Source organism: Bradyrhizobium manausense, from assembly GCF_018131105.1.
Taxonomy (GTDB): Bacteria; Pseudomonadota; Alphaproteobacteria; order Rhizobiales; family Xanthobacteraceae; genus Bradyrhizobium; species Bradyrhizobium manausense_B.
The window spans coordinates 3,758,018-3,783,205 of record NZ_JAFCJI010000001.1 but is presented as its reverse complement, the minus strand read 5'-3'; the positions used below and the strand labels follow the sequence as shown (position 1 = coordinate 3,783,205).

The window sequence follows — 25,188 nt, the reverse complement described above, 5'->3', positions numbered from 1 at the left end:
ATGGCCAAAGCCTATTGGGTCGCCACCTATCGCGCAATCAGGAATCCCGAGGCCATGGCGGCCTACGCCAAATTGTCGCGTCCGGCCATCGAGGCCGCCGGTGGTCGCGTGCTGGCGCGGGGAATGCCGGCTGCGACCTTCGAACTCGGCCAGATGGAACGCGTCGTCCTCATCGAGTTCGACAGCGTCGAGCGGGCGAGGGCTGCCTATGAAAGCCCTGCCTACAAGGCCGCGCACGATCTGCTCGGCAACGGCGCCGATCGCGATATCAGGATCGTTGAAGCTGCGGACTAGCGCTGCGGGCGTGCGGATCTTGAAGACCATGTGGCGATCTCGCGCCGCCGGCGCGGCGAGCGCCACGTGCGATCACGAAATTCATTTCGCAGGAACATTTGTGCGCAGCACCCGTTCGGGAGGTTGAGCCAGACAACACGGCGCAGGGAACAACGCGCTCCGGCTCGGTTCCACAAACTCGAACGACAGAACGGAGCAGCTCATGAAGCTCACATCCGAACAGGTGAAGCAAACCGTCAACCAGCTCGGCGCCCAGGTGCTGCCCGACGAGCATCCCGCCATGCCCCAGCTCAACAGCATGTTCGGGGAACACACGTTCTTCGTCGACGAGATGGGATTGAAAGTGTTGGAATTAGCCCCGTCGCTCGGCTCGGACCGCGAGACCGGTGAAGTCGTCAGCCTCGCCGACTGGAGCGATGCGGATCTGACGCGGCTGATGGCGCACGAGCCCGAGCCGACCGGCGTGATCGTCGTGTTCGAGCACATCAGGCACTGAGATCGGGAGCACCAGGCCCGCATTGAGGTCGGTCTGGAAGGAAATGGCGCACCCGACACGATTCGAACGTGTGACCTTTGCCTTCGGAGGGCAACGCTCTATCCAGCTGAGCTACGGGTGCAGCGAGGCCTCATTTAGCCTAACGGCGAGGGGCGGGCAACCGGTCTTGCTGCGGCAAACGTCGCGCTTCAGGCCGATTTGCGCGGGGTGAGGCCAGGAACTGGCATGCTATCCCGGCCGTGGCCTGCGAATTCGGCCAGCACCCGCTCGGAGCAGACGACACGGTTGCGGCCGAGGCGCTTGGCGGCATAGAGCGCCTGGTCGGCCGCACCCAGCAGCCGGTCGGGGGCACCGTCGGCCTCGCCGGGGATGTGACTGGCGACGCCGACACTGAGGGTCACGTGCTGACCGGCGCCGTTGGCACCGTGAGTAATCGCCAAGGCCATAACGGCGCGGCGAATTTCCTCGGCGACAGCGCAGGCATCGTCGCAGCTCATCTCAGGCAGGATCAGCGCGAACTCCTCGCCGCCATAGCGGCTGGCGAGGTCGAGCGGGCGCACCGCGTGGCGGTTGACCACGCCGGCGACCGCGCGCAGACACTCGTCGCCGCTCTGGTGGCCGTGCTCGTCGTTGAACAGCTTGAAGTGATCGACGTCGACGAACAGCAGCGCCAGCGGCTTTTGCGTCCGTTGCGCGCGGGTCCATTCGCTCATCAGCATCTGGTCGAACGAGCGGCGGTTCGAGAGCCCTGTCAGCCCGTCCTTGGTAGCGAGCTCCTTCAGCGCCATCTCGGCGCGCTTCTGGTCGGTAAGGTCGCGCAGCGTCTCCACCACGGCGATCAGATTGCCGGCCTCGTCATGGATCGGGCCGGCATCGATCGCGAGATAGAGCTGGCTGCCGAGCTTCGGCATCACGCACCAGTTCTCCGCGGAAAAGCCGAGCCCGTTGTGGCCGCGCGCCGCATATTCCGAATAGAACTCCGGCAATTGCTCGGGCCGATCCTGCGCGACCAGATCGGCAAGGCAAGGGCGCCTGGTCTCGTAGAAGGCCTGCCAATGCTTGTTGGTGCCGATCACCTCGGCGGCGGCAACGCCGGTCAGCCGTTCGCAGGCCCTGTTCCAGATCACGACACGCCGCTTCGGATCGATCACGAAGGTCGGCACCACCAGATGCTGCATCAGCCGCACCGCGTAGGAATCGGCGACGTCGACGGTCTTGGCGGAAGACCTGATGAGTTTTGCCATGTCAGGCCACCGCTGCCACAGGCATGGCGTTGTCAGGGCCGAACAGCTCGCGCACCTCGGCGGCCGGCTTCGGCTTGCTGAACAGGTAGCCCTGCATCTCGGTGCAGCCGAGCGTGCGCAGCATCTCGCGCTGCGCTTCGGTCTCGACGCCTTCGGCGACCGTGGTCATGTCGCTGGCCGCGGCGATGTTCACCACCGCCTGCACGATCACGGGCGAGCCGCTGGTCTCGGCGATGTCGGCGACGAAGCAGCGGTCGATCTTGATCTTGTCGAACGGGAAGCGCTTCAGATAGCTCAGCGAGGAATAGCCCGTGCCGAAATCGTCGAGCGCGATGCGCACGCCGATCGCGCGGAGCTGGTGCAGGATCGAGAGCGCCGCCTCGTCGTCGCGGATCAGCACCGCCTCGGTGATCTCGAGCTCGAGACGGCGCGGCTCAAGCCCGGAGGCGGCCAGCGCTCCCGCGATCCGCAGCGCCAGCGTGTCGCATTTGAGCTGCACCGGCGAGACGTTGACGGCGATGCGCACATCGGCGGGCCAGGTCGCGGCCTCGTTGCAGGCGGTGCGCAGCACCCAGTCGCCGATCTCGTTGATCAGGCCGGTATCTTCGGCGATCGGAATGAACTCGGCCGGCGAGACCATGCCGCGTTCGGGATGGCGCCAGCGCAGCAGCGCCTCGCAGCCGGAGACCACGCCCGTGTGCAGATTGACCAGCGGCTGGTAATGGATCTCGAAGCCGCCATCGATCAGCGCCTGGCGTAGATCCTGCTCCAGCGTGAGGCGCGCCTTGGCGCTCGCATCCATCGCCGGCACGAAGAAGCGGTAGGTGCGACGTCCTCCCGCCTTGGCGCCGTACATCGCGAGGTCGGCATTCTTGATGAGCTGGTCGAGATCGGCGCCGTCCTGCGGCGCCAGTGCGATGCCGATGCTGGCGTCGGTGGAGAGCTGGTGGCCGAGGCAATGATAGGGGCGGCGGATCACTTCATGGATCTGCGTCACGAAGGCCAGCACGTCGGCGGATGATTCGATTCCCGTCTGGATCACCGCGAACTCGTCGCCGCCGAGCCGCGCGATCAGGTCGCCCGGCTTGAGGCAGGCGCGGATGCGGCCGGCGATCGCCATCAGCAGCTCGTCGCCGACATGATGACCGAGCGAATCGTTGATGCCCTTGAATTCATCGACGTCGATGTAGAGCAGCGCGAATTGCGCGCCGCCGGCGACCTTCTCCAGCTCGCGCTCCATCTGCTCGCGGAAGAGCACGCGGTTGGGCAGGTCGGTCAGCGCGTCGTAGTGTGCCATATGCGCGATCTTCTCGGCCGCCTTGCGCTGTTCGGTGACATCCTCGATGACGTTGATGATGTAGCGCGGCTCACCGGCCTTGTCGCAGATGCCGATGCGCTTCGAAATGGTGTGGCGCTGGCCGTCGGTCGGGGTCCTCCAGCTCTGCTCCTTCTGCAGCAGCCGGTCGGGCGATTGCAGCACGATGTCATCGTCGCGCGTGACGACCTCGGCATCGGCTTCGGGCAGGATGTCGGCCGCCGTCTTGCCGACGATCGTCTTGCCGCCTTCCCCAAAGATGTCCTCGGCAATCCGGTTGACCAGGAGGTAGTGCCGCGTATAGGCGTCCTTCACCGTGATCTGCGACGGGATGTGGTCGATGATCTCGCGCAGGAACGTGTAATTGCGGTCACGCTCCTGCTCCAGATTGCGCCGTTCGGTGATCTCCTCGATGGTGGCGACCCATCCGCCTTGTGCGAGCGGCGTGTTGATGACCTGGAAAGCGCGCCCATTGGGCAGTTGATGCAATTTCGTGGTGACCTTGCCTTCGGCAACGTCCCTCAAGACGTCGGCGCAAAATTCCTCGACGTTGCCGCTGAAAGCGTTGCGCTCCTTGCGGTGGTACATCGCCTCGTGGATGTGGCAGCCGGGCTTGATGACGTCGTGCGAGAGGCCGAACATGTCGGCATAGCGGCGATTGCAGGTGACGATATATCCGCCGGCGTCGTACAGGATCAGCCCTTGCGACATGTTGTTGAGGGCGGTGTCCAGCCGCAGCCGCTCCGCCTCCAGCCGCTGCTGGGCCTCGCGGTTCTGCCGGTTGATCTGGCGGATGATCATGAAGAGGATCAGCGCGATCACCGCCGCCGACAGCGTCGCGGTGGTGACCATGAAGCCGGTCTGCTGCCGCCAGTCGGCCAGCGCGGCCGACGTGGTGTTGGTCGCGATGATGACCAGCGGAAAATGCGTCAGCGACGCGGCCGAGCCGAGCTTCTCTTCGCCGTCGACCGGGCTCTTGACGCGAAGCGTCTGCTGACCACCCTGGGTCAGCACCTTCTGCATCAGTGGCGCGCTCTTGTAGCTGATGCCGATCCTCGATTCGATATTCGGATAGCGCGCCAGCATCACGCCTTCGCGGTCGAACAGCGAGATTGCGGCGCCCTCGGCCAGGGCGACCGAGGCGAAATAGCGTTGATAGCTGTCGGGATCGATCCGCCGGACCATCGCGCCGACGAAGGTACCGTCCGGCAGGCTGAGCCGACGCGCAACGACCGTGGTCCATTTGTGGATGAGGAAGCTGCGCACGGACTCCAGCAGCACCGGCTCCGACATCGGATTGGTCTTGAAGGTCTGGAAGTAGGCGCGGGAAGACACGTTGACCTTGGGCAGCGGCTGCGCGCGGGACCAGGAGATCAACTCGCCGTCCGCGTCGTAGATCGCGATGTCGCCGAGATAGGAGACCGCGCTGACCTTGCCCCGCAGCATCCGGTTGGCTTCGGGCCCCGACATGTGCTCGCGGAACATCTGCGCCGAGGTGATGTCGGGCAGATGCATCTGTCCGATCAGATCCGCCGCGACGACGTCGGAATCTTCAAACTGCTGATCGAAGTGCCGCGCGATTAGCTGGACGGTATTTTCCAGCTCGCGCTCGCGGTTGGCCAGCGTGCGCTCGCGAAACTCGCCGACGGCCATTGCCGTCACGGCGAAGATGCCGGCGACGAGCAGTGCGCCGGAGAGGGTCAGCCACAGCACGGGCCCACGTCGCACGGCCGCGTCCCGGCCGCTCTTCGCGACCGAGAACATTGCAGCTGCCACCTGTTGGAAAACCTGGCGCATCCCACTCCCCTGGAGGACCAGAAATACTATGGACAGATGGCGCAATACTTAGGAAAGCCGGTTACCCGCGGCTTAAACCGGTTGCGGACTTCTACGGAGATCCACCCACGCGAGAACCGGGGAGCGTTGCGTGCCGGCTGTGCGGCGCCCGCATGGCACGCTGCGTTGCATCGTTAATCGAAGCTTATTGCAAGGCGCTCTTGGCTTATCGACGATATCCGTTCGCGCGCGAATAGCCCTGCCGATTTTGCTGCATCGGGCGCGCGGACACGCTGCCGCGGGATTCGCTCGAGGCGGGGGTGGCCAGCTTCAACTCCTCCAGGAAGATCGGCCGGGCGAAATAATAGCCCTGTGCGTAGCGGATCTTGGTCGCGGCCTGGAGATAGGCGAGCTCCTCGTAGGATTCGAGGCCCTCGGCGATCACGGTCATGCCGAGCGCCTCGCTCAGGGATTCGATCGCGCGCAGAATGCCCTGGCTGCGCGGGCGCTTATGGATGTCGGTGATGAAGGAGCGGTCGATCTTGATCTCGTCGGCGGTGATGTCAGCCAGCGCCGACAACGACGAATAGCCGGTGCCGAAATCGTCGATGGAGATGCCGACGCCGAGCTTGCGGAACATCGGCAGGATTTCGCTCTGGAAATGATTCTTGGCGACGAAGGCGTCTTCCGTCACTTCGATCATGAAGCGCTGTGGAAAGCCGGTATCATCGAGCGCCTGCGCGAAATCGCGCATGAATTCGGGGTTGCCGGCCTGCTTGGCGGCGACGTTGATGCTGATGGTGGCTTCGGCACCGAAGGTCTCGTTGATCAGGTCGACCGACTTGACGATCTCGGCCAGCACGAGATGGGTCAGCTCGTCGATCAGTCCGAGCTCGCTTGCGAGGTTGATGAACGAGCCCGGTGCCTGGATCACGCCCTCGTCGTCGCGCAGGCGCACCAGCGCCTCGATGCCCTTCACGGCTTGGGTGCGGATATCGACCTTGGACTGGAAGGCGCAGCAGAAGCGCTTTTCGAGGATGGCGAGCCGCAGTGACTGCTCGATCTTCATCCTCGCCAGGGCCTCGCGCTCCATGCCGGCATCGAAGAAGGAGGCAGATCCCTTGCCGTTGTTCTTGATGCGGTACATCGCAATGTCGGCATTCTGGCGCAGCGTCTCGAAGCTGCGGCCATGATCGGGATAGAGGCTGACTCCGACGGAGGTGGAAACGAACAGCTCCGAATTGTCGATGAAGAACGGCGCGGTCAGCCGTTCCAGCGTCGACTTCATGAATTCGGCGACCTCCTCCTGGCTCTGGATCGGCGACAGCAGCAGCAGGAACTCGTCGCCGGAAATGCGCGACAGCATGTCGGAATCGCGCAGGTCCCGCCCGAGCCGCTTCGACAGTTCGATCAGCAGCGCGTCGCCGACGGCGTGGCCGTAATAGTCGTTGATGTGCTTGAAATTATCGACGTCGAGGAAAGCCAGCGCGAAGCGATCGCCGGCCTGGTCGCGTGACAGCAGGCTGTTGGCGCGATGCTCGATCACCCGCCGCGAGGGCAGGCTGGTCAGCTCGTCGAAATAGGCCGAACGAAACAGCTGGTCCTCGAAATTCTTCTGTTCGGTAATGTCGGAGGAGGCCGAGATCAGGAGCGCGCGTCCGGCAAGCTGGACCGGGCGATGGGTGGTCAGCAGCACCTGGCGTGCGGCTCCGTCATGGAGCGCTTCCTCGGAGACAACGGGCTGGCCGGACCTCAATGCTTGCTGGCAGGCCTCGCGGCGCGGCGCGAGATCGGGCGAGGGTCGGCTGCCGTCCATGCCGAGCTGGGACGCCGCGACATCGTTAACCAGCAGAAGCTTGCCTTGCGCGTCCTGCACGGTCAGGCCGGCAGGCAGCATTCTAACGATTTCCTTGAGGAATCCGAGTTCGGCTTCGTTCGCGCCGCTATAAGCATTGTCGTTCATAGAAGCCATGAATCTTGTTGTTGGCGCGCGTTTGCAATGGGCGCGATCATGCGCAGTTCCCTCTTAGGTTTGGTTAAGGGGTCCGCAGAAATACGGGGGTGTTTTGCAAGAAACTTGGCGCGCGGCGAGGCGCGCGATCGATCGTCATTAACAGAGGGTCAACAGCGCTTGCAAAAGCGCGAGCAAAAGGGCGCGGTTCTCTTTCGCTTTTGCTGGGACCAGCTACCCGCTCGTCATCCGTTCCGGGGAATGCGACATTGCATGGTGCAATGCAGGCCGGTCTTCAAATAGGAGACCTCGGTCTTGCCGTCGAAGGCTGACAGCGCCGACTTCAGGAGCTTGGTGCCGAACCCTGGCTCGGAGATATCGCCGACGATCGGTCCCTCGGTTTCGTCCCAAGTGATGGTCAGGCGATCATCGCTGACGGTCCATGACACCTGCAATAATCCGCGCGGCGCAGAGAACGCGCCATATTTGCCGGCATTGGTGGCGAGCTCGTGAAACATCAAGGACAGCGTCACGGCGAGCTTCGGCGGCAGGAACAGCCTGTCGCCATTGAGGGTGAAGCGGACATGGCCGTAGGGGCCGAGCTCGGAAATCAGGAGGTCGCGAATGTCGCAGCCGGCCTTGTCGATCCGCGAGATCAGATCGTCGGTCGCGGCCAGCGATCGTAGCCGCGGGTCGATGCGAGCCCAGACCTGGGGCTGGTCATGCAACACCTGGTGCAGCACGGCATGCACGGTCGACAGCTTGTTCTTCAGCCGGTGCTGAAGCTCGTCGACCAGCAGCTTGCGATAGTCCTCTTCCTCGATCAGGCGTTTGGAGATCCGGCGCTGCTCCGTCAGCATCGTGCGATAGTGCTCGACGCCCCAGATGGTCAGCGCAGAGACACCCCAATAGAGTGTCAGCAAGGCAAAGCGCGCGCGATCGGCCAACGAATGATCGAAATTCACGACGACGCCGAGCACGCCGCCGACCAGCGCCGTCACCACGCCGATCCGCAAGCCGCCGAAGGCGGCGGCAAAGAACACGGCCGGAAAGTACGGCGTGAAGTAGACGTCCGGACGCACATGCGCGAGGCCCCAGCGGGCCAGGGTCGCAACCAGCAGGCAGGCCACGGCGAACGCGATGCTCAGGCCGAGCGACGGCACTGCCTCGCCTTGCCACCCCTTTCGGAATTCGTCGATCAGCTTCCCCATGCGCAGCCCGGTCGCGGTAAAACTTCGAAAAACGAGAGACGGGTCATGATGTTACGCATCTCGCATGCGCAAGCAAAGCTTGTCTTGTCGCCATCAGGCAGGAATAGTGATTGTTGCGGCGCCGATTGTCGCGGCGATGACATCGACCGGTATCCGCAATTTGGCTTCAAATCATTCGAAAACAGGGACATTCCATGGGCAGGCTTGACGGCAAGGTTGCGGTGATCACGGGCGCGACCAGCGGGATCGGATTGCGGACTGCGGAAGTCTTCGTTGCCGAAGGCGCCAAAATTGTGATCGCAGGCCGGCGTATATCGGAAGGCGAGGCATTGGCGAAGCAGCTCGGCAGCTACTGTGTCTTCCGTCAGACGGATGTGACCGTCGAAGCGCAGATGCAGGCGCTGATCGCGCTTGCGGTGGAAAAATTCGGCCGGATCGATTGCCTGTTCAACAATGCCGGCGGCCCGGCCCAGACCGGCGGCATCGAGGGCCTCGAGGTCGAGCGCTTCGATGCGGCGATGGCGACCCTGGTGCGCAGCGTCATGCTCGGCATGAAGCATGCCGCGCCGCATATGAAGAAGCAGGGCTCCGGCAGCATCATCAACAACGGCAGCATCGCCGGCCGCCTCGCCGGCTATTCGTCCTCGCTGGTCTATGGGGCGGCAAAAGCTGCGGTGATTCATCTGACGAAATGCGTCGCGATGGAGCTCGGTGAATCCAACGTGCGCGTCAACTCGATCTCGCCGGGTGCGATCGCGACAGGCATTTTCGGCAAGGCGCTGGGGCTCTCGACCGATGCTGCCGAGCAGACGCCTGCCATGTTGCGTGACGTCTACAAGAGCGCGCAGCCGATCCCGCGCGCCGGTCTGCCTGACGACATCGCCCACGCCGCGGTGTTCCTGGCCAGCGACGAGTCCAGCTTCGTCAATGGTCATGATTTCGTCGTCGATGGTGCCGTCACCGGCGGCCGCAACTGGACCCAGCAGCAGCAGGGGCTGTCGGCGTTGCGCAAAGCATTTGACGGAGGAGCGTAGCGGCTCCGGCGCCGGAGCCGTAAGGGGGCAAAGACGCGCCCTTCGCGCACAAAACCTGATTTGCGTCATTGCGAGGAGCGAAGCGACGAAGCAATCCGGGGCTGTTCCCGCGGAAAGATTCTGGATTGCTTCGCTGCGCTCGCAATGACGGCTGTGGCTACGCCGCCTTGATCCGCACCCTCAGCCCATCCCGCGGCTTCGGGATCGGCCACATCTGCCAGTCCGGTTTGTATCCGGGCTCGAGCGAGACCTCGATGTTCTGCAAGAAGTGCCGCGCGAAGCATTTCGCCTGCATATAGGCGAAGTGCAGGCCGAGGCACATATGCGCGCCGCCGCCGAACGGCACCCAGGCGAAGCGATGGCGGTTGCGCTGGGCGTCCTCGGTGAAGCGTAAGGGATCGAAGCGATCCGGCTCCGGCCAGATGTCCTTCATGTGGTGCGTGTAGAGCGGATTGACGCCGACCGCGGTGCCGGCGGGAATCGTAAAGCCCTGGAACGTAAAGTCGCGCATCGCGCGGCGCGGCATCGAGGGCACCGGCGGCTTGATCCGCAGCGCCTCCTTGAACGCCATCTCCGAGAGCGGCATCTTTTCAAGATCATCGAAGCTTGTCGGCGCGTCCGCCGCGAGCCCGAGCGCAACGACCTCGTCGCGCAGCCTGGTCTGCCAGTCCGGATTGGCGGCGAGTTCGCCAATGAAGGAAGTCAGCGACGAGGTCAGCGTGTCGTGCGCCGCCATCATCAGAAAGCTCATATGGTCGATGATGTCCTGCTCGGACAGCAGCGCGCCATCTTCATGGGTGGCGCGGCAGAGCTGCGAGAACAGATCGTCACCGCCGTGATTGCCGCGCCGGAGCGGAATCTGCTCGCGGAAATAGGCGACGATGCGCTTCCGTCCCCTGACACCGGCCGCCATCTGGGTGCCGGGCAGGGGCCGGCGGATCGGGGCGACGGCGGCCGCGACCATGTCGACGAAGGCGCGGTTGATCTCGTCGACCTCGGGTCCGATGTCGGCGCCGAGGAAGGACGTTGCCGCGAGATCGAGCGTGAGCTGCTTCATCGCCGGATAAAGCTGCATCTCGCCGGGCTTGGCCTTCCACTGCGCGACGCGCGCGGAAATGCCGCGGTCGAGATCGCTGAGATAGGACTTCATCGGCCCGGACTTGAACGCGACCGACAGCGCCTTGCGATGCAGCCGGTGCTCGTCGAAATCGAGCAGCATCAGGCCGCGTGGAAACAGCAGGCCCAGCACCTTGTTCCAGCCGTGCGTGGACGAAAACAGCTTTTGCTGGTCGAACAGCACGAGCTCGTTGGCCTCGGGCCCGAGCAGCACGACATTGGTCTCGCCGAAAATATGGGTGCGGTAGACCGGGCCGTATTTGACGCCGTTGGCCTCGACGTGCCCCTTGGGATCGGCCAGCGTTTGAAACGTCTTGCCGATGATCGGCCAGCCCTCGTCGCCGGGAATGTGCGTCAGTTCGTTGCGCCTGGGCGCGATGTATGGAAGCGCAGGCGCGACATTCTGCATCGACATGGCGTTGCTCCTGATGGCCGACGCTGTCAGCGTAGCACAATCCGGGCACCGAGATACGACGGTTGTTTGGCGGCAAATTGTAGACGGCAGCGTCGTCCCCGCGTAGGCGGGGACCCATAACTACAGGGAGAACTTGTGGCGCGAAGCCGGTAACTCCGAGCTTTTGTAAAGCTGCGGCCTGTGGCTATGGGTCCCGGGCTCGCGTTGCGCGCACCCCGGGACGATGAATGGAGACAGGCCTATCGCTTGGCCGCCTCCTTCTGCAAATCCGGCGCATTCACGGCGGGAATGGCGACGCGACCGACGCCGGTCACCTTCAGCGCCTCGGCGGCCTTCTCGTTCTGCATGATCTTGGCCATCACGGCCTGACCGGCGCGCTCGAAGATCGCGCGGTTCTCGATCACGAATTTTTGCGACCTGCGCAGGCCGTCGATATAGCCGTTGATTTCGGGCACGACGTAGCGGGCCACCATGTCCCAGCTCCGGCGCGTCGCCTCCGGATTGGCCCAGTCGTGCACGAAGCCGATGACGGCGCCGACGCCCCCGGAGACCTCCATCACGTTCTTGATGGTTTTGACGAGATCGTCCGGCGTGCCGATGGTGGAGGCCGCGCCGTCGACGAAGGCGGTCTTGTCCACGGCCTCGTCAGGCGAGGAGAATGCGGTGAGGCCCGGTCGCTGCAGCGTGCCGACATTATACTCGTTGTGCCAGCGCATCAGCCCGGCGCCGGCCTCCTTGCGCGCCTGCTCGCGGCTCTCGGCGATGTGGAAGCTCAGCAGCACGCGCCAGTCGGCGCGGTTGACCGTGGTGCCGTGTTTCTTGGCGGCATCCTCGGCGAACTGCCATTGCTGTTGCAGCGACATCAGCCCCTGCGTCGTCATCGACCCCAGCGAGATGATGCCGCAGCCATATTTGCCGGCGAGCGTCATGCCCGACGGCGAGATCTGCGACGCCACCACGAATGGCATCTCTTCCTGCAACGGCAGGATCTGCAGCGCCGCGTCGTTCATGGTGAACCACTCGCTTTGGGCGGTGACGCGCTCGCCGTTGAACAGGCGCCGGATCACGCCGATCGCCTCGTCCTGGCGGTCGCGCTGCGTCATCGGGTCGATGCCGAGCGTGTGGGCGTCGGACGCCAGTGCGCCCGGGCCGGAGCCGAAGATGGCACGGCCGCCGGTCATGTGGTCAAGCTGCACCATGCGCTGGGCGACGTTGAAGGGATGATGATAGGGCAGCGAGATCACGCCGGTGCCGAGCTTGATCCGCTTGGTGCGCTCGCCGGCCGCGGCCAGGAACATCTCGGGTGACGCGATCATCTCCCAGCCGGAGGAATGATGCTCGCCGCACCAGAACTCGTCATAGCCGAGCGCATCGAGCTGCTCGACCAGGTCGAGATCGCGCCGGAACTGAAGCATCGGATGCTCCCCGATCGGGTGATGCGGGGCAAGAAAGGCTCCAAACTTCAGGCGCGCCATGGCGTTCTCTCCGGCTGTCATTTTCTGTTTGTTGGCGCCGTGAGGCTAATTGGGCGATGCCACGAACGCAATCGCGCGATGTCCCGCATGGCGGAATGCAGGCATGCGTGTTTCTTCTTCCTCTCCGCGCTCGCGCAGACAGGCCAACAGCACGCGGATCCTACCTCCGAGGTAATCGCAACACCGCGCGCAGTCTGGAATGGTCCGATGGCGACCATCCCGGGGCTGCGCCAAAATGCATCAAACCGTTACAAAGCCTGTCGATTCGACTCGCCGCTGGTGGGTGCTGGCGATCGTTGTCGCCGCGCAGTTCATGTTCGGCGTCGACGCCTTCATCGTGAACGTCGCGATCCCGACCATCGCGGTCGATCTGCGCGCCACGCCAGCGCAGATCGAATCCGTCATCGCGATCTATTTGATCGCCTATGCGACGCTGGTCGTCACCGGCGGTCGGCTCGGCGACATCCATGGCACGAAGAACGTCTTTCTCGCCGGTGTGCTCGGCTTCACGACGACGTCGCTGTGGTGCGGCCTGGCGCAGTCGGGCGTGGAGCTGATCATTGCCCGGCTGGCGCAGGGCGCCACCGCGGCGCTGATGGTGCCGCAGGTGCTGGCGACGCTGCATCTGCTGTTCACGGACGGGTCACGCAACCGCGCCTTCGGCATCTACGGCATCGTGCTTGGCCTTGCGGGCGCCGCCGGCTTTCTGCTCGGCGGCCTGCTGGTTACGATCGACCTTGCCCATACCGGCTGGCGCTCGGTGTTCTTCGTCAACGTGCCCAGTGGCCTCGTCATCGCGGTTGCCGCCTGGCGCATCATGCCTGCCGTGCCGCGGCGGACGGGCACAAAGCTCGATCTCACGGGCAGCGTCGTGCTGTTCGCGGGATTGCTGTGCCTGATCGGGCCGCTGCTGTTCGGCCACGATGTCGGCTGGGCACCATGGCTGTGGGCGGTGATGGCGACAGGCGGCATGATCCTGTTCGCTTTCCCCACGCTGGAACACGCGGTCGCGCGCGCCGGAGGCATGCCGCTGATCGATCTCGCGCTTTTGGAAGACGCCGCGTTCCTGCGCGGGCTCGGCGCCGCCTTCTTTTTCTTCGTCGCAAATCTCTCGTTCTATCTGGTGATGACGCTGTTCATGCAGCGCGGCCTCAAGATTGCGCCGCTCGCCGCCGGTCTCGCCTTCATTCCGCTCGCGCTCGCCTTTGTCGTGGCCTCGCGCCACAGCGCCGCGCGAGCAAGACATCGCGGCACCAAGGTCCTGATGGAAGGCTGCGGGCTGCAGATCGCGGGCCTTGCCGCGCTCGCACTCGTTGCAGCTTATGTCGCTGCGCCGACACCGATCCTGCTTGCGCTGATCATGATCATCTTCGGCTACGGGCAGGGGCTGGTGATGGCGCCTCTCTCGGGCGCGGTGCTCGCGAGCGTCAAACCCGTCGCCGCGGGCTCGGCCTCCGGCATGTACGGCACGACGGCGCAGGTCGGAAACGCGGCCGGAGTGGCCGCAATCGGCGCGGTGTTCTTCGCGATCGAGGCGTCGCAATCAGCGCGCGCAGGTTTTCTCGTCTCGCTCGCGCTGTTTGCGGCGTTAATCATGATCTGCGCCGCATTCCTGACGTGGATGCGCCGCGCATCTGCACGAAGTTGAGGCAGCGCGGTTAATATGTGCGAATTCCCCGGGGATTCCCGTGTTTCAGCGAGGATCGGCAGCACACGGCCTTTTCATTTTGCACTGCAGCAACTATCTGGTCTGGGTAAAGGTTGAAGCCGCCCACCAGGAACTTGCCGTGTCGCTAGCCAGAAATGTCGACCTCTTGAAACGTCTGCCAAGGATGGACGGTCTGCGCTTGCCCGACTTCGGCGCGAGCGCCGATAGCTCCAGCCCGCTGCAAGAGGTCACCGGCTTCGGCGACAATCCCGGCGCCTTGCGCATGTTTGCGTTCGTGCCGGCGCAGCTCCAGATGCCGCGCCCGCTCGTCGTGGTGCTGCACGGCTGCGGCCAGACAGCAGCAGCCTACGATCTTGGCGCGGGCTGGTCGACGCTCGCGCGTCACTACGGTTTCGCGCTTGTCATGCCCGAGCAGCAGCGCATCAACAACGGCAACACCTGCTTCAACTGGTTCAGCCCCGAAGACACCACACGCGACAGCGGCGAGGCGCGTTCGATCTGCGACATGGTCGCGCATATGGTCGAGACCCATCGCATCGATCCCAGGCGCATCTTCATCACCGGCCTCTCCGCCGGCGGCGGCATGGCCTCGGTGATGCTCGCGACCTACCCGGAAGTGTTCGCGGCCGGCGCGGTGATCGCAGGCCTGCCTTACGGCATCGCCTCGAATCTGCGCGAGGCGCTGGACGGCATGTTTCATTCGCCCGTTCGCCCCGAGCGCGAGCTCGGCGATTTCGTGCGGCGGGCGTCCAATCATCGCGGGCCCTGGCCGAAGATGTCGGTGTGGCACGGCAGTGCCGACCGCACCGTCAATCCCGGCAACGCCAACGAGATCGTCAAGCAGTGGCTCGACCTGCACGATCTGCCGATGGCGCCGATGGCCGAGACCGTCGTCGACGGCTATCCGCGCCAGACCTGGTGGAACGAGGATGGCGAGACGCTGGTCGAGTCTTATGCCATCACAGGCATGGCGCACGGCACGCCGCTCGGCCTTGCCGACAACGACCAGCGCTATGGCATCGAAGGCGCGTTCCTGATCGAGGCCGGCATCTCCTCGTCGTATCACATCGCAAAATTCTTCGGCCTCACCGGCTGGATCCATGATGCGAAACGGGTGGAGGAAAAGCCTGCGCCCGCGCCGCATCTCGCCCGCACGATCCGTGCGAAGGTCGCCGACGGGAAGGCCGAGCCGAAGCGCGACCGCGGCTTCGATCTCGGCCAGATCATTACCCGCGCGCTGACCGCCGCGGGCTTGATGAAGTAGTTCAGGCCGTCGCGTCGATCATCTCGATCGGCGTCGCCGTGACCTCGCCGCCGGAGACCTGCCGCGTCATCGCCGAATAGTGCTTGAAGAAGTCGCGCGATTGCAGCGCCTTCTGCGCCTCTTCATCGGCGACGCTGGCGAGGTGGAAATAATGCCCGTCGTCGCGGTTCTTCAGGACGCGATAGCCGATCCGCCCCTTCAGCTCCGGATCGCTGTCGATCGCCTTGATGAAGCGGCCGATCTCCTGGTGCCAGGCCTCCGTCGCTCCGTTCTTGAATTCGTACTTGATCATGAAGTGCTTCATGTGACGCTCCCTGTTCGCCATGTGCACCATCATCTGCGCCCTGCAAGCGATCCTGCAAGTATGGACAAAATTGATAGTATGGACTTTTTCGCCGCCGCTCTTATCCTCATTCCGCACATGGAGAAGACGACATGGCAAAGGCTTCCCCCGCACGCTCCTGCCCGGTCGCAGCGTTTCAAAAGATGATCAGCGGCAAATACAAGCTGCGTATCGTCTGGGACTTGAAGGACGGCCCACGCCGCTACGGCGAGATCAGGAGCGGCCTGCTGCGCGGCACCTCGGGCAGCGCCGAGATCACCCCGCGGGTGCTCAGCCGCGAATTGAAGGCGCTGACGGCGAGCGGCCTGATTGACCGCAAGGATTTCGGCGAGGTCCCGCCGAAGGTCGAGTATCGCCTCACGCGCAAGGGCAAGAGCTTTGTGCCCGTGGTCGCGGCCATTCGTGAATGGGGTGAGCGAAACCTGAGCGAAGCGGCGGCGCTTGCGGACGCCGCCGAGTAGCGCATGATGCAGAAAAGCGTGAAGCGGTTTTCCTTTGCGACAAACGCGGAACGCGTTTGCGCGGAGATCATGCGCAAGAAAAAAAGGCCTTACATCTCGCCCGTAATGAACGGGTTGGTCATCCGCTCCTGGCCGATGCTCGAACCGGCGCCGTGGCCGCAGATGAACCCGACATCGTCGCCGAGCGGCAGCAGCTTTGTCATGATCGAGTTGATCAGCGTGGCGTGATTGCCGCCGGGCAGATCGGTACGCCCGACCGAGCCCGCGAACAGCACGTCGCCGACATGGGCAAACCGCAAATCCTTGTTGAAGAACACCACGCTACCCGGCGAATGACCGGGGCAGTGGAAAATGTCGAAGGTCAGGCCGCCGATCGAGACGCTGTCGCCTTCGTCGAGCCAGCGGTCCGGCTCGAAATTGCGCACGCCGGTCATGCCGAAGCGTCCGCCGCTCTCGACCACGCTGTCGAGCAGGAATTTGTCCGCGGCATGCGGACCCTCGATCGGCACCTTCAGCGCATCGCGCAACTCGGCCGCGCCGCCGACATGGTCGATATGGCCGTGAGTCAGCCAGATCTTCTCCACGGTGACACCGGTCTGCTTGATCGCCTCGAGGATCTTCGGCACGTCGCCGCCGGGATCGATCACGACGGCCTTCTTGGTGGGTTCGTCCCAGATGATGGTGCAGTTCTGCTCGAACAGCGTCACCGGAACGATGATCGCGCCGGCCTTGGCCTGTTTTGTGTCGGTTTGTTCGGTCATGGCCTCACAATGCCGATTTTTGCTGCGCCGCCAAGCAAAATAGTCGTGGTCGGCCCGCGGAACAGACGCGGAGATCGTCACACGACCGTCCCAATTCGCTCGCCAGTTTGAACCGGGGCGTTGCTTCTGCGTTCTCCCGCGCGAGAAGCAGATTTTGGATGGTCTTTCCGGCATGACTCAGGGCAGCGAGAACTGGTGGCGCGACGGCATCTTCTATCAGATCTACCCGCGCTCCTTTCAGGACAGCGACGGCGACGGCGTCGGCGATCTCGCCGGCATTTTGCGGCGTCTTCCTTACGTGAAATCGCTCGGCGTCGACGCGATCTGGCTGTCGCCGATCTTTCCCTCGCCGATGGCCGATTTCGGCTACGACATCTCGGACTATGCCGGCATCGAGCCGCTGTTCGGCACGATGGCGGATTTCGATGCGCTGCTCGCCGCCACCCACAGCAACGGCCTCAAGCTGATCCTCGATCTCGTGCCGAACCACACCTCCGACCAGCACCCCTGGTTCGTCGAGAGCCGCGCCTCGCGCGACAATCCCAAGCGCGACTGGTACATCTGGCGCGACCCTGCGCCCGGCGGCGGCGTCCCGAACAACTGGCTGTCCGAGTTCGGCGGCAGCGCGTGGCGTCTCGACGAGGCCACGGGCCAATATTACTACCACGCCTTTCTCGCCCAGCAGCCCGACCTCAACTGGCGCAATCCGCAAGTCCGTGCCGCGATCTACGACGTGATGCGGTTCTGGCTGGAGAAGGGTGTCGATGGCTTTCGTGTCGACGTGATCTGGCATCTGATCAAGGACGCCGAATTTCGCGACAACCCGCCGAACCCGCGATATGTCGAGGGCCGGCCCCCGAACGAAAGGATCCTGACGCAATACTCCACCGACCAGGCGGAGGTGCACGACGTCATCGCCGAGATGCGGCGCGTCACCGATGCGTATTCGGCCCGCGTGCTGATCGGCGAGATCTATCTGCCGCTGCACCGCCTGATGGCCTATTACGGCAACGATCTCACCGGCGCGCAGATGCCGTTCAATTTCGCCCTGCTCTCGACCTTCTGGAGCGCGCGCTCGATCGAGAAGATCATCGAGGATTACGAGAAGGCGCTGCCGCGCGGTGCCTGGCCGAATTGGGTGCTCGGCAATCACGATCGTCCGCGCGTCGCCAGCCGCGTCGGGCCCGAGCAGGCCCGCGTCGCCGCCATGCTGCTGCTGACCCTGCGTGGCACGCCGACGCTCTATTACGGCGACGAGATCGGGATGCATCAGCTCGCGATCGCGCCGGAGGATGTGCAGGACCCCTTCGAGAAGAACGTGCCGGGCATCGGCGTCGGGCGCGACGGATGCCGCACGCCGATGCAGTGGGATTCGTCCACATACGCCGGCTTCTCGGAAGCGAAGCCATGGCTGCCGTTGCCGGAGGACCATGTTCACGAGAACGTCGCCAATCTCGACGCCGACGCGCGTTCGATTCTGAGCCTCTACAAGCGCCTGATCGCGTTGCGGAAGAGTTCACCGGCGCTGGTCGCCGGCGACTATCATCCGATCGCCGCGCAAGGCGATTTGCTGGTCTATCGCCGCGAGGCCGAGGGCAGGGCACTCATCATCGTGCTCAACCTCGGCCCCGAGCCGATCTCCGTCACCACCAGCGCGATCCGCTTCGGCAGCGAGATATTGCTGTCGACGTTCCTGGATCGCGAGGGCGAGCGGCTGGAGGGCGTGCTGGATCTGCGCGGCAATGAGGGCGTGGTAGTAGTGCCGCCGTAGGTGAGCAGAAGAAGGCAGAGCCAGCGTTGTTCTCTGCCGTCGTCCTGGACAAGCGAAGCGCAGATCCGGGACCCATTGCCACAGGGTGGAGTTCGGCGAAGACTCGTGGTTAGCGGCTGCGCGTGATAACGAGCTCTTGGGTAATGGGTCCTGGCTTTCGCCAGGACGACGTTGGAATTACCTTCCGCGTCCCTTCCGCCCCTTCTTCCCGTCCACATCGCTCCGCTTCAGCAGATAATCCAGCCCGCCGACGCGGTACCAGCGATAGCCGTACGGCTCCAGCACCACGCGATGCTGACCGCGCTTGTCGACGCGGCTGTGGTCTTCCGCGAGCAGATTGATCAGGAGCGCGCCGGCATCGTCGGGAAGCCCCGCCGAGAACGCGATCTCGCGCGGCTTCTCGTCGAGATTATGCACGAACAGCACGGAATTGTTGCGCCAGTCGTAGCGGATGATGAACACGGCGGGATCGCGGGTCGCAATGATCGTAAAGTCACCCCAGCCGATTTCGGGCACCTCCTTGCGCATGCGGACGATGCGCTCGGTCCAGTTCAACATCGAATTCGGATCGCGCCGCTGCTTGGCGACGTTGACGTGCGGGTAGCCGTAAGGCCCCTTGTCGATGACGGGGTTCGCCGGCCTGCTGCTCTTGGTGAAGCCACCCTGCGGCTCGGTCGACCATTGCATCGGCGTGCGCGCGCAATTGCGCTCCGGCAGCGAGAGATCATCGCCCATCGCGATCTCGTCGCCGTAGCGGATCACAGGCGTTCCCGGCAGCGTGCACATCAGGCTATAGGCAAGCTCGATCCGTCTGCGGTCGCCGCCGAGCATCGGCGCAAGCCGGCGGCGTATGCCGCGGTCGTAGAGCTGCATGTCCTTGTCGGGACCGAACGCGTTGAACACGGTGTCGCGTTGCGCCTTGGTGAGGCGGCCGAGGTCCAGCTCATCGTGATTGCGCAGGAACAGGCCCCATTGCGCCGATGCCGGTCGCGGCTTCGTCGCTTTCAGTGATTTCGCCAGCGGACGCGAATCGCCGGATGCCAGCGCGTAGAACAGATGCTGGTTGACGTGGAAGTTGAACATCATGTGCATGCGGTCGGCATCCCTGCCGAAATACTCCATGTCGGTATCAGGCAGCACATTGGCTTCGGCGAGGATGATGGCGTCGCCCTCCCGCCATTGCAGGAATTCGCGAAAGGTCCGCAGCATGTCGTATTGCTCGACCGGCGTCTTCACCTTCGCGCCCTTGGTCGCGATGATGAAGGGCACCGCGTCCATGCGAAACCCGGAGACGCCGAGCTGGATCCAGAACCCCATGATCTTCAGGATCTCCGCCTGCACATGCGGGTGCGACGTGTTGAGATCGGGCTGGAAATCGTAGAAGCGGTGGAAATAATACGCACCTGCTTCCTTGTCGCGCGTCCAGGTCGATTTCTGCACGCCGGGAAACACCATGCCCTTGTTGGCATTGGCCGGCTTCTTGTCCGACCAGACATACCAGTCGCGATAGGGAGAGTTCTTGTCGCGCCGCGCTTCCTTGAACCAGTGATGCTGGTCGGAGGTGTGATTGACGACGAGGTCAATGATGACGCGAATGCCGCGCTGCGAGCAGCCATGAGTGAATTCGACGAAATCGCCGAGCGTGCCGTAGCGGGAATCGACGCTGTAATAATCGGCGATGTCGTAACCGTCATCGCGGCCGGGCGAGGTCTGGAACGGCATCAGCCAGATCGTGGTGATGCCGAGGCCGTGCAGATAATCGAGCCGGCGCAGCAATCCCTTGAAATCGCCGACACCGTCCCCGTTGGCGTCCATATAGGTGCCGACGGAGAGGCAATAGATGATGGCGTTCTTATACCAGAGATCGTCGATCATGCGGCGCAGCCTCGATGCTCCCGCCGAGGTGGGCGGTTGCGTGATAAGTGCGTCGGGGAGGGGAGGTTCCCGCGCTTTCCGGGCACTGGCCGTCGTCCGGCGGCGCGCAAAGCGCGAGCCCGGGACCCATAACCACAGGAAGTAGTTTTGCGCGGATTCGGAGTTGCTTGCGCGACCATCGCGCCGAATGGCGCGCCCCGGAATGACGGTTGAGGCGGAATCTGCTACTCTCCCCTCCATGGACAGCCCCGCCCGCAACATCGCCCTCGTTCCGCGGCCCGATCGCCGCCAGTCGGAAACAGCGCTCGCCATCGCGCGCGGCACGGCGCGGCTGCTGCGTTCGCTCGGCTTTTCCTGCATCAGCGAATTGCCGCTGCCGTCGGGCCGGCGCGCCGATCTCGTGGCGCTGAACGAGCGCGGCGAGATCTGGATCGTCGAGATCAAATCGTCAGTCGAGGATCTGCGCGCCGATCAGAAATGGCACGAGTACCGGGCTCATTGCGACCGGCTGTTCTTCGCCTTCACTCAGGACCTGCCTTGCGAGATATTTCCGGCGGACACCGGCCTGATCATCGCCGACGCCTATGGCGCGCACATGCATTGCGAAGCGCCCGAGCACAAGATCGCGGCCGCGACGCGCAAGCAGATGACGGTGCGGTTCGGAATGGCGGCGGCGTTGCGGATCAACCGCCTTGTCGATCCGCAAGGGCACGCGGACTTTTGGGAGTAGCGGCGCGGCAGACGCAGAATTCGTAGCAGAATTCGTAGGATGGGTAGCGCGAAGCGAAACCCATCGCGTTCAGTGCAGGCCGCGAAGATGGTGGGTTTCGCGTCGCTCGACCCACCCTACGGCACCGTTACCTCGGTGCGCGCTTGGCCAGAATCCGCTGCAGCGTGCGGCGGTGCATGTTGAGCCTGCGCGCCGTCTCCGAGACGTTGCGGTTGCACATCTCGTAGATGCGCTGGATGTGCTCCCAGCGCACGCGGTCGGCCGACATCGGGTTCGCCGGCAGCTCGGACTTTTCAGCACTGGTCGAGAGCAGGGCGGCGACGACGTCGTCGGCATCTGCGGGCTTCGAGAGATAATCGATCGCGCCCATCTTCACCGCGGTGACGGCGGTGGCGATGTTGCCATAACCGGTCAGCACGATGGCGCGGGCTTCGGGACGCTTCTTCTTCAGTGCCGAGACGACGTCGAGACCGTTGCCGTCGCCAAGACGCAAATCGACCACCGCGAAAGCGGGCGCGGACTTGCCGATCTGCGCAAGACCATCCGTGACCGTGTCACATGACGTCACCGCAAAGCCACGTGTTTCCATGGCGCGCGACAGGCGCTCCAGGAACGGCTTGTCGTCTTCCACGATGAGAAGCGAGCGGTCGGTCTGTTCGTTCAGTTCGGCGATGGCGTTCAAGGTTTGGTCCTCTCTCCTGCACATCTACATATGGCGTCGCAATCAGGCGGTGCCAAGGCCGCAAATAGTCGATCGGGCCTCACGTGCGACGCAAGGTCGCGCCCTATCCTATTGTTTCTTCAAGCGTCTCGATAGCCTCAAAACGCACCCGCGGCCACGCGACCTGTACCACTGCACCGTGCTCGGGGAAGGTTCTGTTGGTAAACGAGACCTTGGCGCCGGTGCGTTCGAGCAGCGTGCGGGCGATGAACACGCCGAGTCCGAGACCGCCGCCGGCATCCTGGGTGCGCCGCCGTGACAGATAGGGCTCGCCGATCCGGTTCAAGAGGTCGGGCGGAATGCCCGGGCCGTCGTCGGAGATCACGATCTCGATCGTGTCGTTGTTCCACCACGCGTTCACTTCCACCGTGGTGTTCGCGAAATCGACGGCGTTCTCGACGATATTGCCGACGCCGTAGAGCACGGCCGGATTGCGCGATCCGACCGGCTCTGGTGTCGCCGTCACCGCGATCCGCACCTTGATGTCGACGCCGAAATCGCGGTGCGGCGCCACCACTTCCTCGATCAGCTCGGACAGTTTCATGCGGTCGAACGGCGCGCCGGCGGAGGAGAGCTGGGTGATCTTGCTCAATATGTCGCGGCAGCGCTGCGTCTGTTCGCGCAAGGTCTTGAGGTCTGCGGCGAACACCGGCTCCTTCACCGTCTTCTCGAGCTCGCGCGAGATCAGGAAGATGGTGGCGAGCGGCGTGCCGAGCTCGTGCGCTGCAGCGGCAGCGAGGCCGTCGATCTGGGTCAGATGCTGCTCGCGTGTCAGCACCAGCTCGGTCGCGGCCAGCGCGTCAGCGAGCTTGCGCGCCTCCTCGGTCACCTGGAACGAGTAGAGACTGGTGACGCCGATCGCGAGCACGATCGAAAGCCAGACACCGATGAGATAGATCGGCGGCAGCACCACGGGATCTTCGGAATCCCATGGCAGCGGGAAATGAAAGAAGAACAGGATCGAGGCGCAAGCCACGGCGAGAATGCCGAGGCCGAAGGTGAGCCGGGCCGGCAAGGCGGTGGCCGAAATCAAGACCGGCGCGAGGAACAGGAAGGAGAACGGGTTCTGCAAGCCGCCGGTGAAGAACAACAGCCCGGCCAGCTCAACGATGTTCAGCGCCAGCAATCCGGCGGCGTGAAGCGGCTCCAGCCGCTGCATCGGATTGATCACGGTCTGCAGCGCCAGATTGAGCACCGCCGACACGGCGATGATGCTGACACAGGGGACAATCTCGACGTCGAACTCGAGCCCCTGCGCCACGATGAAGATCGCGGCGAGCTGGCCCAGCACCGCGAGCCAGCGCAGCCGCAGGATGGTGTCCAGGCGGATGTGTCGTTGTGAGGGGCGGAAGTCTGAAGCGGCGGTCTCGGTCATCACGGTCAATCTAGCTGTGCGCGTGTCCGATCACAAACACGTCGGGCCGGTCCATCCGGTCCGGTGAGGAGCCATTTTCATCAGGAAGATCAAGTCTTGCGCTCTCCTGCGCAATGGCGGAAGAACGCCTCTAGCATGACCGGGAATGACAATGCTTCAAGCCGGCCTACTGTCGCGGATGACATTTCGTCCGCGGCCATCGAGGTCGAACGCCTCGTCAAGGTCTACAAGCAGACCCGCGCAGTGGACGGCATCTCGTTTTCGCTTCCCCGCGGCAGCATCACCGGGCTCCTGGGCGGCAACGGCGCCGGCAAGACCACCACCATCGCGATGATCATGGGGCTGGTGCTGCCGACCTCCGGCCGCGTCCGCGTGCTCGGGCATCGGATGCCGGAAGACAGCGCGGCGGTGCTGGGGCGGATGAATTTCGAGAGCCCTTATGTCGACATGCCGATGCGGCTGACCGTGCGGCAGAACCTGACCATTTTCGGCAAGTTATATGCGGTCAGGCACCTTGCCGACCGTATCGCGAAGCTGGCCGACGATCTCGATCTCAACGAGTTCATCGACCGCGCCAACGGCAAGCTCTCCGCCGGGCAGAAGACCCGCGTCGCGCTGGCGAAGGCGCTGATCAACGCGCCCGAACTGTTGCTGCTCGACGAGCCGACCGCCTCGCTCGATCCTGACACGGCCGACTGGGTGCGGGCGCATCTGGAGCGCTATCGCAAGGACAACAACGCCACCATCCTGCTGGCGTCGCACAACATGCTCGAGGTCGAGCGGCTGTGCGACCGCGTCATCATCATGAAGCGCGGCCGCGTCGAGGACGACGACACGCCCGAGGCCATCATGGCGCGCTACAACCGCACCACGCTGGAGGAGGTCTTCCTCGACGTCGCGCGCGGCCGCACCAACGGCGCGAAGGAGGGGGCGCGATGAGGGATGGGAGCCACAGCCCGGATCGAATCCCGTCATCCCGGGCTCGCGACGATGTCGCGCCGCGGGATGACAGCAACGGGGGAGCGTCATGACCGACGTCTCCCTCCACCGCGGCATCTCCGTCCAGCGCATCGGTGCGATGATCCTGCGCTACTGGTATCTGCTGATGTCATCCTGGCCGCGGCTGCTCGAGCTGTTGTACTGGCCGGCGCTCCAGGTCATCACCTGGGGCTTCCTCCAGCTCTATATCGCCCAGAATGCAAACTTCTTCGCGCGCGCCGGCGGCACGCTGATCGGCGCCGTCATTCTCTGGGACATCCTGTTCCGCGGCCAGCTCGGCTTCTCCATCTCCTTCCTCGAGGAGATGTGGGCGCGCAACCTCGGCAACCTCATGATGAGCCCCTTGAGGCCGATCGAGTTTCTGCTCTCGCTGATGGTGATGAGCCTGATCCGGCTGGCGATCGGCGTCATCCCGATGACGGTGCTCGCGATCGTCCTCTTTCACTTCAACGTCTACGCGCTCGGCGTGCCGTTGATCGCCTTCTTCTGCAATCTGATCTTCACCAGCTGGTCGGTCGGCATCTTCGTCTCGGGTCTGGTGTTGCGGAACGGCCTTGGCGCCGAGAGCATCGTCTGGACCCTGATGTTCGCGATCATGCCGCTCGCCTGCATCTATTATCCGGTCAGCGTCCTGCCGCCCTGGCTGCAATATGTCGCCTGGGCGCTGCCGCCGACTTACGTGTTCGAGGGGATGCGGGCGCTGCTGATCGAGAACAGCTTCCGGACCGATTTGATGCTGGACGCGCTGGCCATCAATGCAGTGCTTCTGGTGGCTTCCTTCGGGGCCTTCCTTGCCCTTCTTCGCAGTGCCCGGAAGCACGGCTCGCTGCTCGCCGGTGGAGAATAACGCATTTTCTCGTGGATTCCTGCGGGTTTGGCCCTCCTGGCCACG

21 protein-coding genes and 1 tRNA gene are annotated in these 25,188 nt (G+C 63.9%); 10 read left to right on the top strand and 12 right to left on the bottom strand.

Going from position 1 to position 25,188, the window contains the following annotated elements; all coding sequences use genetic code 11:
* Both JQ631_RS18040 and JQ631_RS18035 read left to right on the top strand, forming a co-directional pair.
* Positions 1-294, top strand: coding sequence for a DUF1330 domain-containing protein (locus JQ631_RS18040; RefSeq protein ID WP_212328024.1), 294 nt, complete (start codon positions 1-3; stop codon positions 292-294).
* Between the two features lie 202 nt (positions 295-496).
* Positions 497-790 carry a hypothetical protein gene (locus tag JQ631_RS18035; protein WP_212328023.1) on the top strand — a complete coding sequence of 98 codons (294 nt, stop codon included), beginning with the start codon at positions 497-499 and terminating at the stop codon, positions 788-790.
* Between the two features lie 44 nt (positions 791-834).
* Here JQ631_RS18035 and JQ631_RS18030 read toward each other — a convergent pair.
* From JQ631_RS18030 to JQ631_RS18010, 5 genes are all read right to left on the bottom strand, one after another.
* Positions 835-911: transfer RNA gene (locus tag JQ631_RS18030), tRNA-Arg, on the bottom strand.
* A gap of 67 nt (positions 912-978) precedes the next feature.
* On the bottom strand, positions 979-2,034 hold the full coding sequence (locus JQ631_RS18025; protein ID WP_212328022.1) for a sensor domain-containing diguanylate cyclase: 1,056 nt from the start codon (positions 2,032-2,034) through the stop codon (positions 979-981).
* A 1-nt stretch (position 2,035) separates the two neighbouring features.
* A complete protein-coding gene (locus tag JQ631_RS18020; protein ID WP_212328021.1) occupies positions 2,036-5,146 on the bottom strand; it encodes a bifunctional diguanylate cyclase/phosphodiesterase in 3,111 nt (1,036 codons plus the stop codon).
* A 205-nt stretch (positions 5,147-5,351) separates the two neighbouring features.
* Positions 5,352-7,088 (bottom strand): putative bifunctional diguanylate cyclase/phosphodiesterase, encoded by a 1,737-nt coding sequence (locus JQ631_RS18015; RefSeq protein ID WP_212328020.1) that lies wholly within the window; start codon positions 7,086-7,088, stop codon positions 5,352-5,354.
* 233 nt (positions 7,089-7,321) lie between these two features.
* A complete protein-coding gene (locus tag JQ631_RS18010; RefSeq protein WP_212328019.1) occupies positions 7,322-8,287 on the bottom strand; it encodes a sensor histidine kinase in 966 nt (321 codons plus the stop codon).
* Between the two features lie 194 nt (positions 8,288-8,481).
* Between JQ631_RS18010 and JQ631_RS18005 the strand changes: the two genes are divergently transcribed.
* Positions 8,482-9,321, top strand: coding sequence for an SDR family NAD(P)-dependent oxidoreductase (locus tag JQ631_RS18005; protein ID WP_212328018.1), 840 nt, complete (start codon positions 8,482-8,484; stop codon positions 9,319-9,321).
* Between the two features lie 157 nt (positions 9,322-9,478).
* Here the strand turns inward: JQ631_RS18005 and JQ631_RS18000 are convergent, their stop codons facing one another.
* Together JQ631_RS18000 and JQ631_RS17995 are read right to left on the bottom strand one after the other, a co-directional pair.
* Positions 9,479-10,852, bottom strand: a complete 1,374-nt coding sequence (locus tag JQ631_RS18000; protein WP_212328017.1) for a cytochrome P450 — start codon at positions 10,850-10,852, stop codon at positions 9,479-9,481.
* 239 nt (positions 10,853-11,091) lie between these two features.
* Positions 11,092-12,327: an LLM class flavin-dependent oxidoreductase gene (locus JQ631_RS17995; protein ID WP_212328016.1), complete on the bottom strand. Its 1,236-nt coding sequence runs from the start codon at positions 12,325-12,327 to the stop codon at positions 11,092-11,094.
* Between the two features lie 235 nt (positions 12,328-12,562).
* Between JQ631_RS17995 and JQ631_RS17990 the strand changes: the two genes are divergently transcribed.
* Together JQ631_RS17990 and JQ631_RS17985 are read left to right on the top strand one after the other, a co-directional pair.
* On the top strand, positions 12,563-13,975 hold the full coding sequence (locus JQ631_RS17990; RefSeq protein ID WP_212328015.1) for an MFS transporter: 1,413 nt from the start codon (positions 12,563-12,565) through the stop codon (positions 13,973-13,975).
* Between the two features lie 139 nt (positions 13,976-14,114).
* A complete protein-coding gene (locus JQ631_RS17985) occupies positions 14,115-15,260 on the top strand; it encodes an extracellular catalytic domain type 1 short-chain-length polyhydroxyalkanoate depolymerase (RefSeq protein WP_212328014.1) in 1,146 nt (381 codons plus the stop codon).
* A gap of 1 nt (position 15,261) precedes the next feature.
* Here JQ631_RS17985 and JQ631_RS17980 read toward each other — a convergent pair whose 3' ends face one another.
* A complete protein-coding gene (locus JQ631_RS17980) occupies positions 15,262-15,564 on the bottom strand; it encodes a hypothetical protein (RefSeq protein ID WP_249160322.1) in 303 nt (100 codons plus the stop codon).
* A gap of 131 nt (positions 15,565-15,695) precedes the next feature.
* Between JQ631_RS17980 and JQ631_RS17975 the strand changes: the two genes are divergently transcribed.
* The gene (locus tag JQ631_RS17975) at positions 15,696-16,064 is read left to right on the top strand and encodes a winged helix-turn-helix transcriptional regulator (RefSeq protein ID WP_212328012.1); all 369 of its coding nucleotides are present in this window, start codon (positions 15,696-15,698) and stop codon (positions 16,062-16,064) included.
* 89 nt (positions 16,065-16,153) lie between these two features.
* On the opposite strand, the gene JQ631_RS17970 is transcribed toward JQ631_RS17975, so the two are convergent.
* Positions 16,154-16,825, bottom strand: coding sequence for an MBL fold metallo-hydrolase (locus JQ631_RS17970; RefSeq protein ID WP_212328011.1), 672 nt, complete (start codon positions 16,823-16,825; stop codon positions 16,154-16,156).
* A gap of 172 nt (positions 16,826-16,997) precedes the next feature.
* Between JQ631_RS17970 and JQ631_RS17965 the strand changes: the two genes are divergently transcribed.
* Complete coding sequence (locus JQ631_RS17965) at positions 16,998-18,596, top strand: alpha-amylase family glycosyl hydrolase (protein ID WP_212328010.1); 1,599 nt, start codon at positions 16,998-17,000, stop codon at positions 18,594-18,596.
* 177 nt (positions 18,597-18,773) lie between these two features.
* Here JQ631_RS17965 and JQ631_RS17960 read toward each other — a convergent pair whose 3' ends face one another.
* A complete protein-coding gene (locus JQ631_RS17960; protein WP_212328009.1) occupies positions 18,774-20,471 on the bottom strand; it encodes an alpha-amylase family protein in 1,698 nt (565 codons plus the stop codon).
* Positions 20,472-20,709: 238 nt separating this feature from the next.
* Between JQ631_RS17960 and JQ631_RS17955 the strand changes: the two genes are divergently transcribed.
* A complete protein-coding gene (locus tag JQ631_RS17955; RefSeq protein WP_212328008.1) occupies positions 20,710-21,201 on the top strand; it encodes an MmcB family DNA repair protein in 492 nt (163 codons plus the stop codon).
* Positions 21,202-21,328: 127 nt separating this feature from the next.
* Here the strand turns inward: JQ631_RS17955 and JQ631_RS17950 are convergent, their stop codons facing one another.
* Together JQ631_RS17950 and JQ631_RS17945 are read right to left on the bottom strand one after the other, a co-directional pair.
* The gene (locus tag JQ631_RS17950) at positions 21,329-21,883 is read right to left on the bottom strand and encodes an ActR/PrrA/RegA family redox response regulator transcription factor (RefSeq protein ID WP_283841779.1); all 555 of its coding nucleotides are present in this window, start codon (positions 21,881-21,883) and stop codon (positions 21,329-21,331) included.
* Between the two features lie 103 nt (positions 21,884-21,986).
* On the bottom strand, positions 21,987-23,297 hold the full coding sequence (locus JQ631_RS17945; RefSeq protein WP_212328006.1) for an ActS/PrrB/RegB family redox-sensitive histidine kinase: 1,311 nt from the start codon (positions 23,295-23,297) through the stop codon (positions 21,987-21,989).
* Between the two features lie 135 nt (positions 23,298-23,432).
* On the opposite strand from JQ631_RS17945, the gene JQ631_RS17940 reads away from it, so the two are divergent.
* Both JQ631_RS17940 and JQ631_RS17935 read left to right on the top strand, forming a co-directional pair.
* Positions 23,433-24,236 carry an ABC transporter ATP-binding protein gene (locus JQ631_RS17940; protein WP_212328005.1) on the top strand — a complete coding sequence of 268 codons (804 nt, stop codon included), beginning with the start codon at positions 23,433-23,435 and terminating at the stop codon, positions 24,234-24,236.
* A gap of 88 nt (positions 24,237-24,324) precedes the next feature.
* Complete coding sequence (locus JQ631_RS17935) at positions 24,325-25,143, top strand: ABC transporter permease (RefSeq protein ID WP_212328004.1); 819 nt, start codon at positions 24,325-24,327, stop codon at positions 25,141-25,143.
* The last annotated feature ends 45 nt before the right edge of the window (positions 25,144-25,188 follow it).

Bases quoted from the DNA above. Each gene is read 5' to 3' on its own strand.
- JQ631_RS18040 (WP_212328024.1), top strand. From the start codon at position 1: ATGGCCAAAGCCTATTGGGTCGCCACCTATCGCGCAATCAGGAATCCC.
- JQ631_RS18035 (WP_212328023.1), top strand. From the start codon at position 497: ATGAAGCTCACATCCGAACAGGTGAAGCAAACCGTCAACCAGCTCGGC.
- JQ631_RS18025 (WP_212328022.1), bottom strand. From the start codon at position 2,034: ATGGCAAAACTCATCAGGTCTTCCGCCAAGACCGTCGACGTCGCCGAT.
- JQ631_RS18020 (WP_212328021.1), bottom strand. From the start codon at position 5,146: ATGCGCCAGGTTTTCCAACAGGTGGCAGCTGCAATGTTCTCGGTCGCG.
- JQ631_RS18015 (WP_212328020.1), bottom strand. From the start codon at position 7,088: ATGAACGACAATGCTTATAGCGGCGCGAACGAAGCCGAACTCGGATTC.
- JQ631_RS18010 (WP_212328019.1), bottom strand. From the start codon at position 8,287: ATGGGGAAGCTGATCGACGAATTCCGAAAGGGGTGGCAAGGCGAGGCA.
- JQ631_RS18005 (WP_212328018.1), top strand. From the start codon at position 8,482: ATGGGCAGGCTTGACGGCAAGGTTGCGGTGATCACGGGCGCGACCAGC.
- JQ631_RS18000 (WP_212328017.1), bottom strand. From the start codon at position 10,852: ATGTCGATGCAGAATGTCGCGCCTGCGCTTCCATACATCGCGCCCAGG.
- JQ631_RS17995 (WP_212328016.1), bottom strand. From the start codon at position 12,327: ATGGCGCGCCTGAAGTTTGGAGCCTTTCTTGCCCCGCATCACCCGATC.
- JQ631_RS17990 (WP_212328015.1), top strand. From the start codon at position 12,563: ATGCATCAAACCGTTACAAAGCCTGTCGATTCGACTCGCCGCTGGTGG.
- JQ631_RS17980 (WP_249160322.1), bottom strand. From the start codon at position 15,564: ATGAAGCACTTCATGATCAAGTACGAATTCAAGAACGGAGCGACGGAG.
- JQ631_RS17975 (WP_212328012.1), top strand. From the start codon at position 15,696: ATGGCAAAGGCTTCCCCCGCACGCTCCTGCCCGGTCGCAGCGTTTCAA.
- JQ631_RS17970 (WP_212328011.1), bottom strand. From the start codon at position 16,825: ATGACCGAACAAACCGACACAAAACAGGCCAAGGCCGGCGCGATCATC.
- JQ631_RS17965 (WP_212328010.1), top strand. From the start codon at position 16,998: ATGACTCAGGGCAGCGAGAACTGGTGGCGCGACGGCATCTTCTATCAG.
- JQ631_RS17960 (WP_212328009.1), bottom strand. From the start codon at position 20,471: ATGATCGACGATCTCTGGTATAAGAACGCCATCATCTATTGCCTCTCC.
- JQ631_RS17955 (WP_212328008.1), top strand. From the start codon at position 20,710: ATGGACAGCCCCGCCCGCAACATCGCCCTCGTTCCGCGGCCCGATCGC.
- JQ631_RS17945 (WP_212328006.1), bottom strand. From the start codon at position 23,297: ATGACCGAGACCGCCGCTTCAGACTTCCGCCCCTCACAACGACACATC.
- JQ631_RS17940 (WP_212328005.1), top strand. From the start codon at position 23,433: ATGACCGGGAATGACAATGCTTCAAGCCGGCCTACTGTCGCGGATGAC.
- JQ631_RS17935 (WP_212328004.1), top strand. From the start codon at position 24,325: ATGACCGACGTCTCCCTCCACCGCGGCATCTCCGTCCAGCGCATCGGT.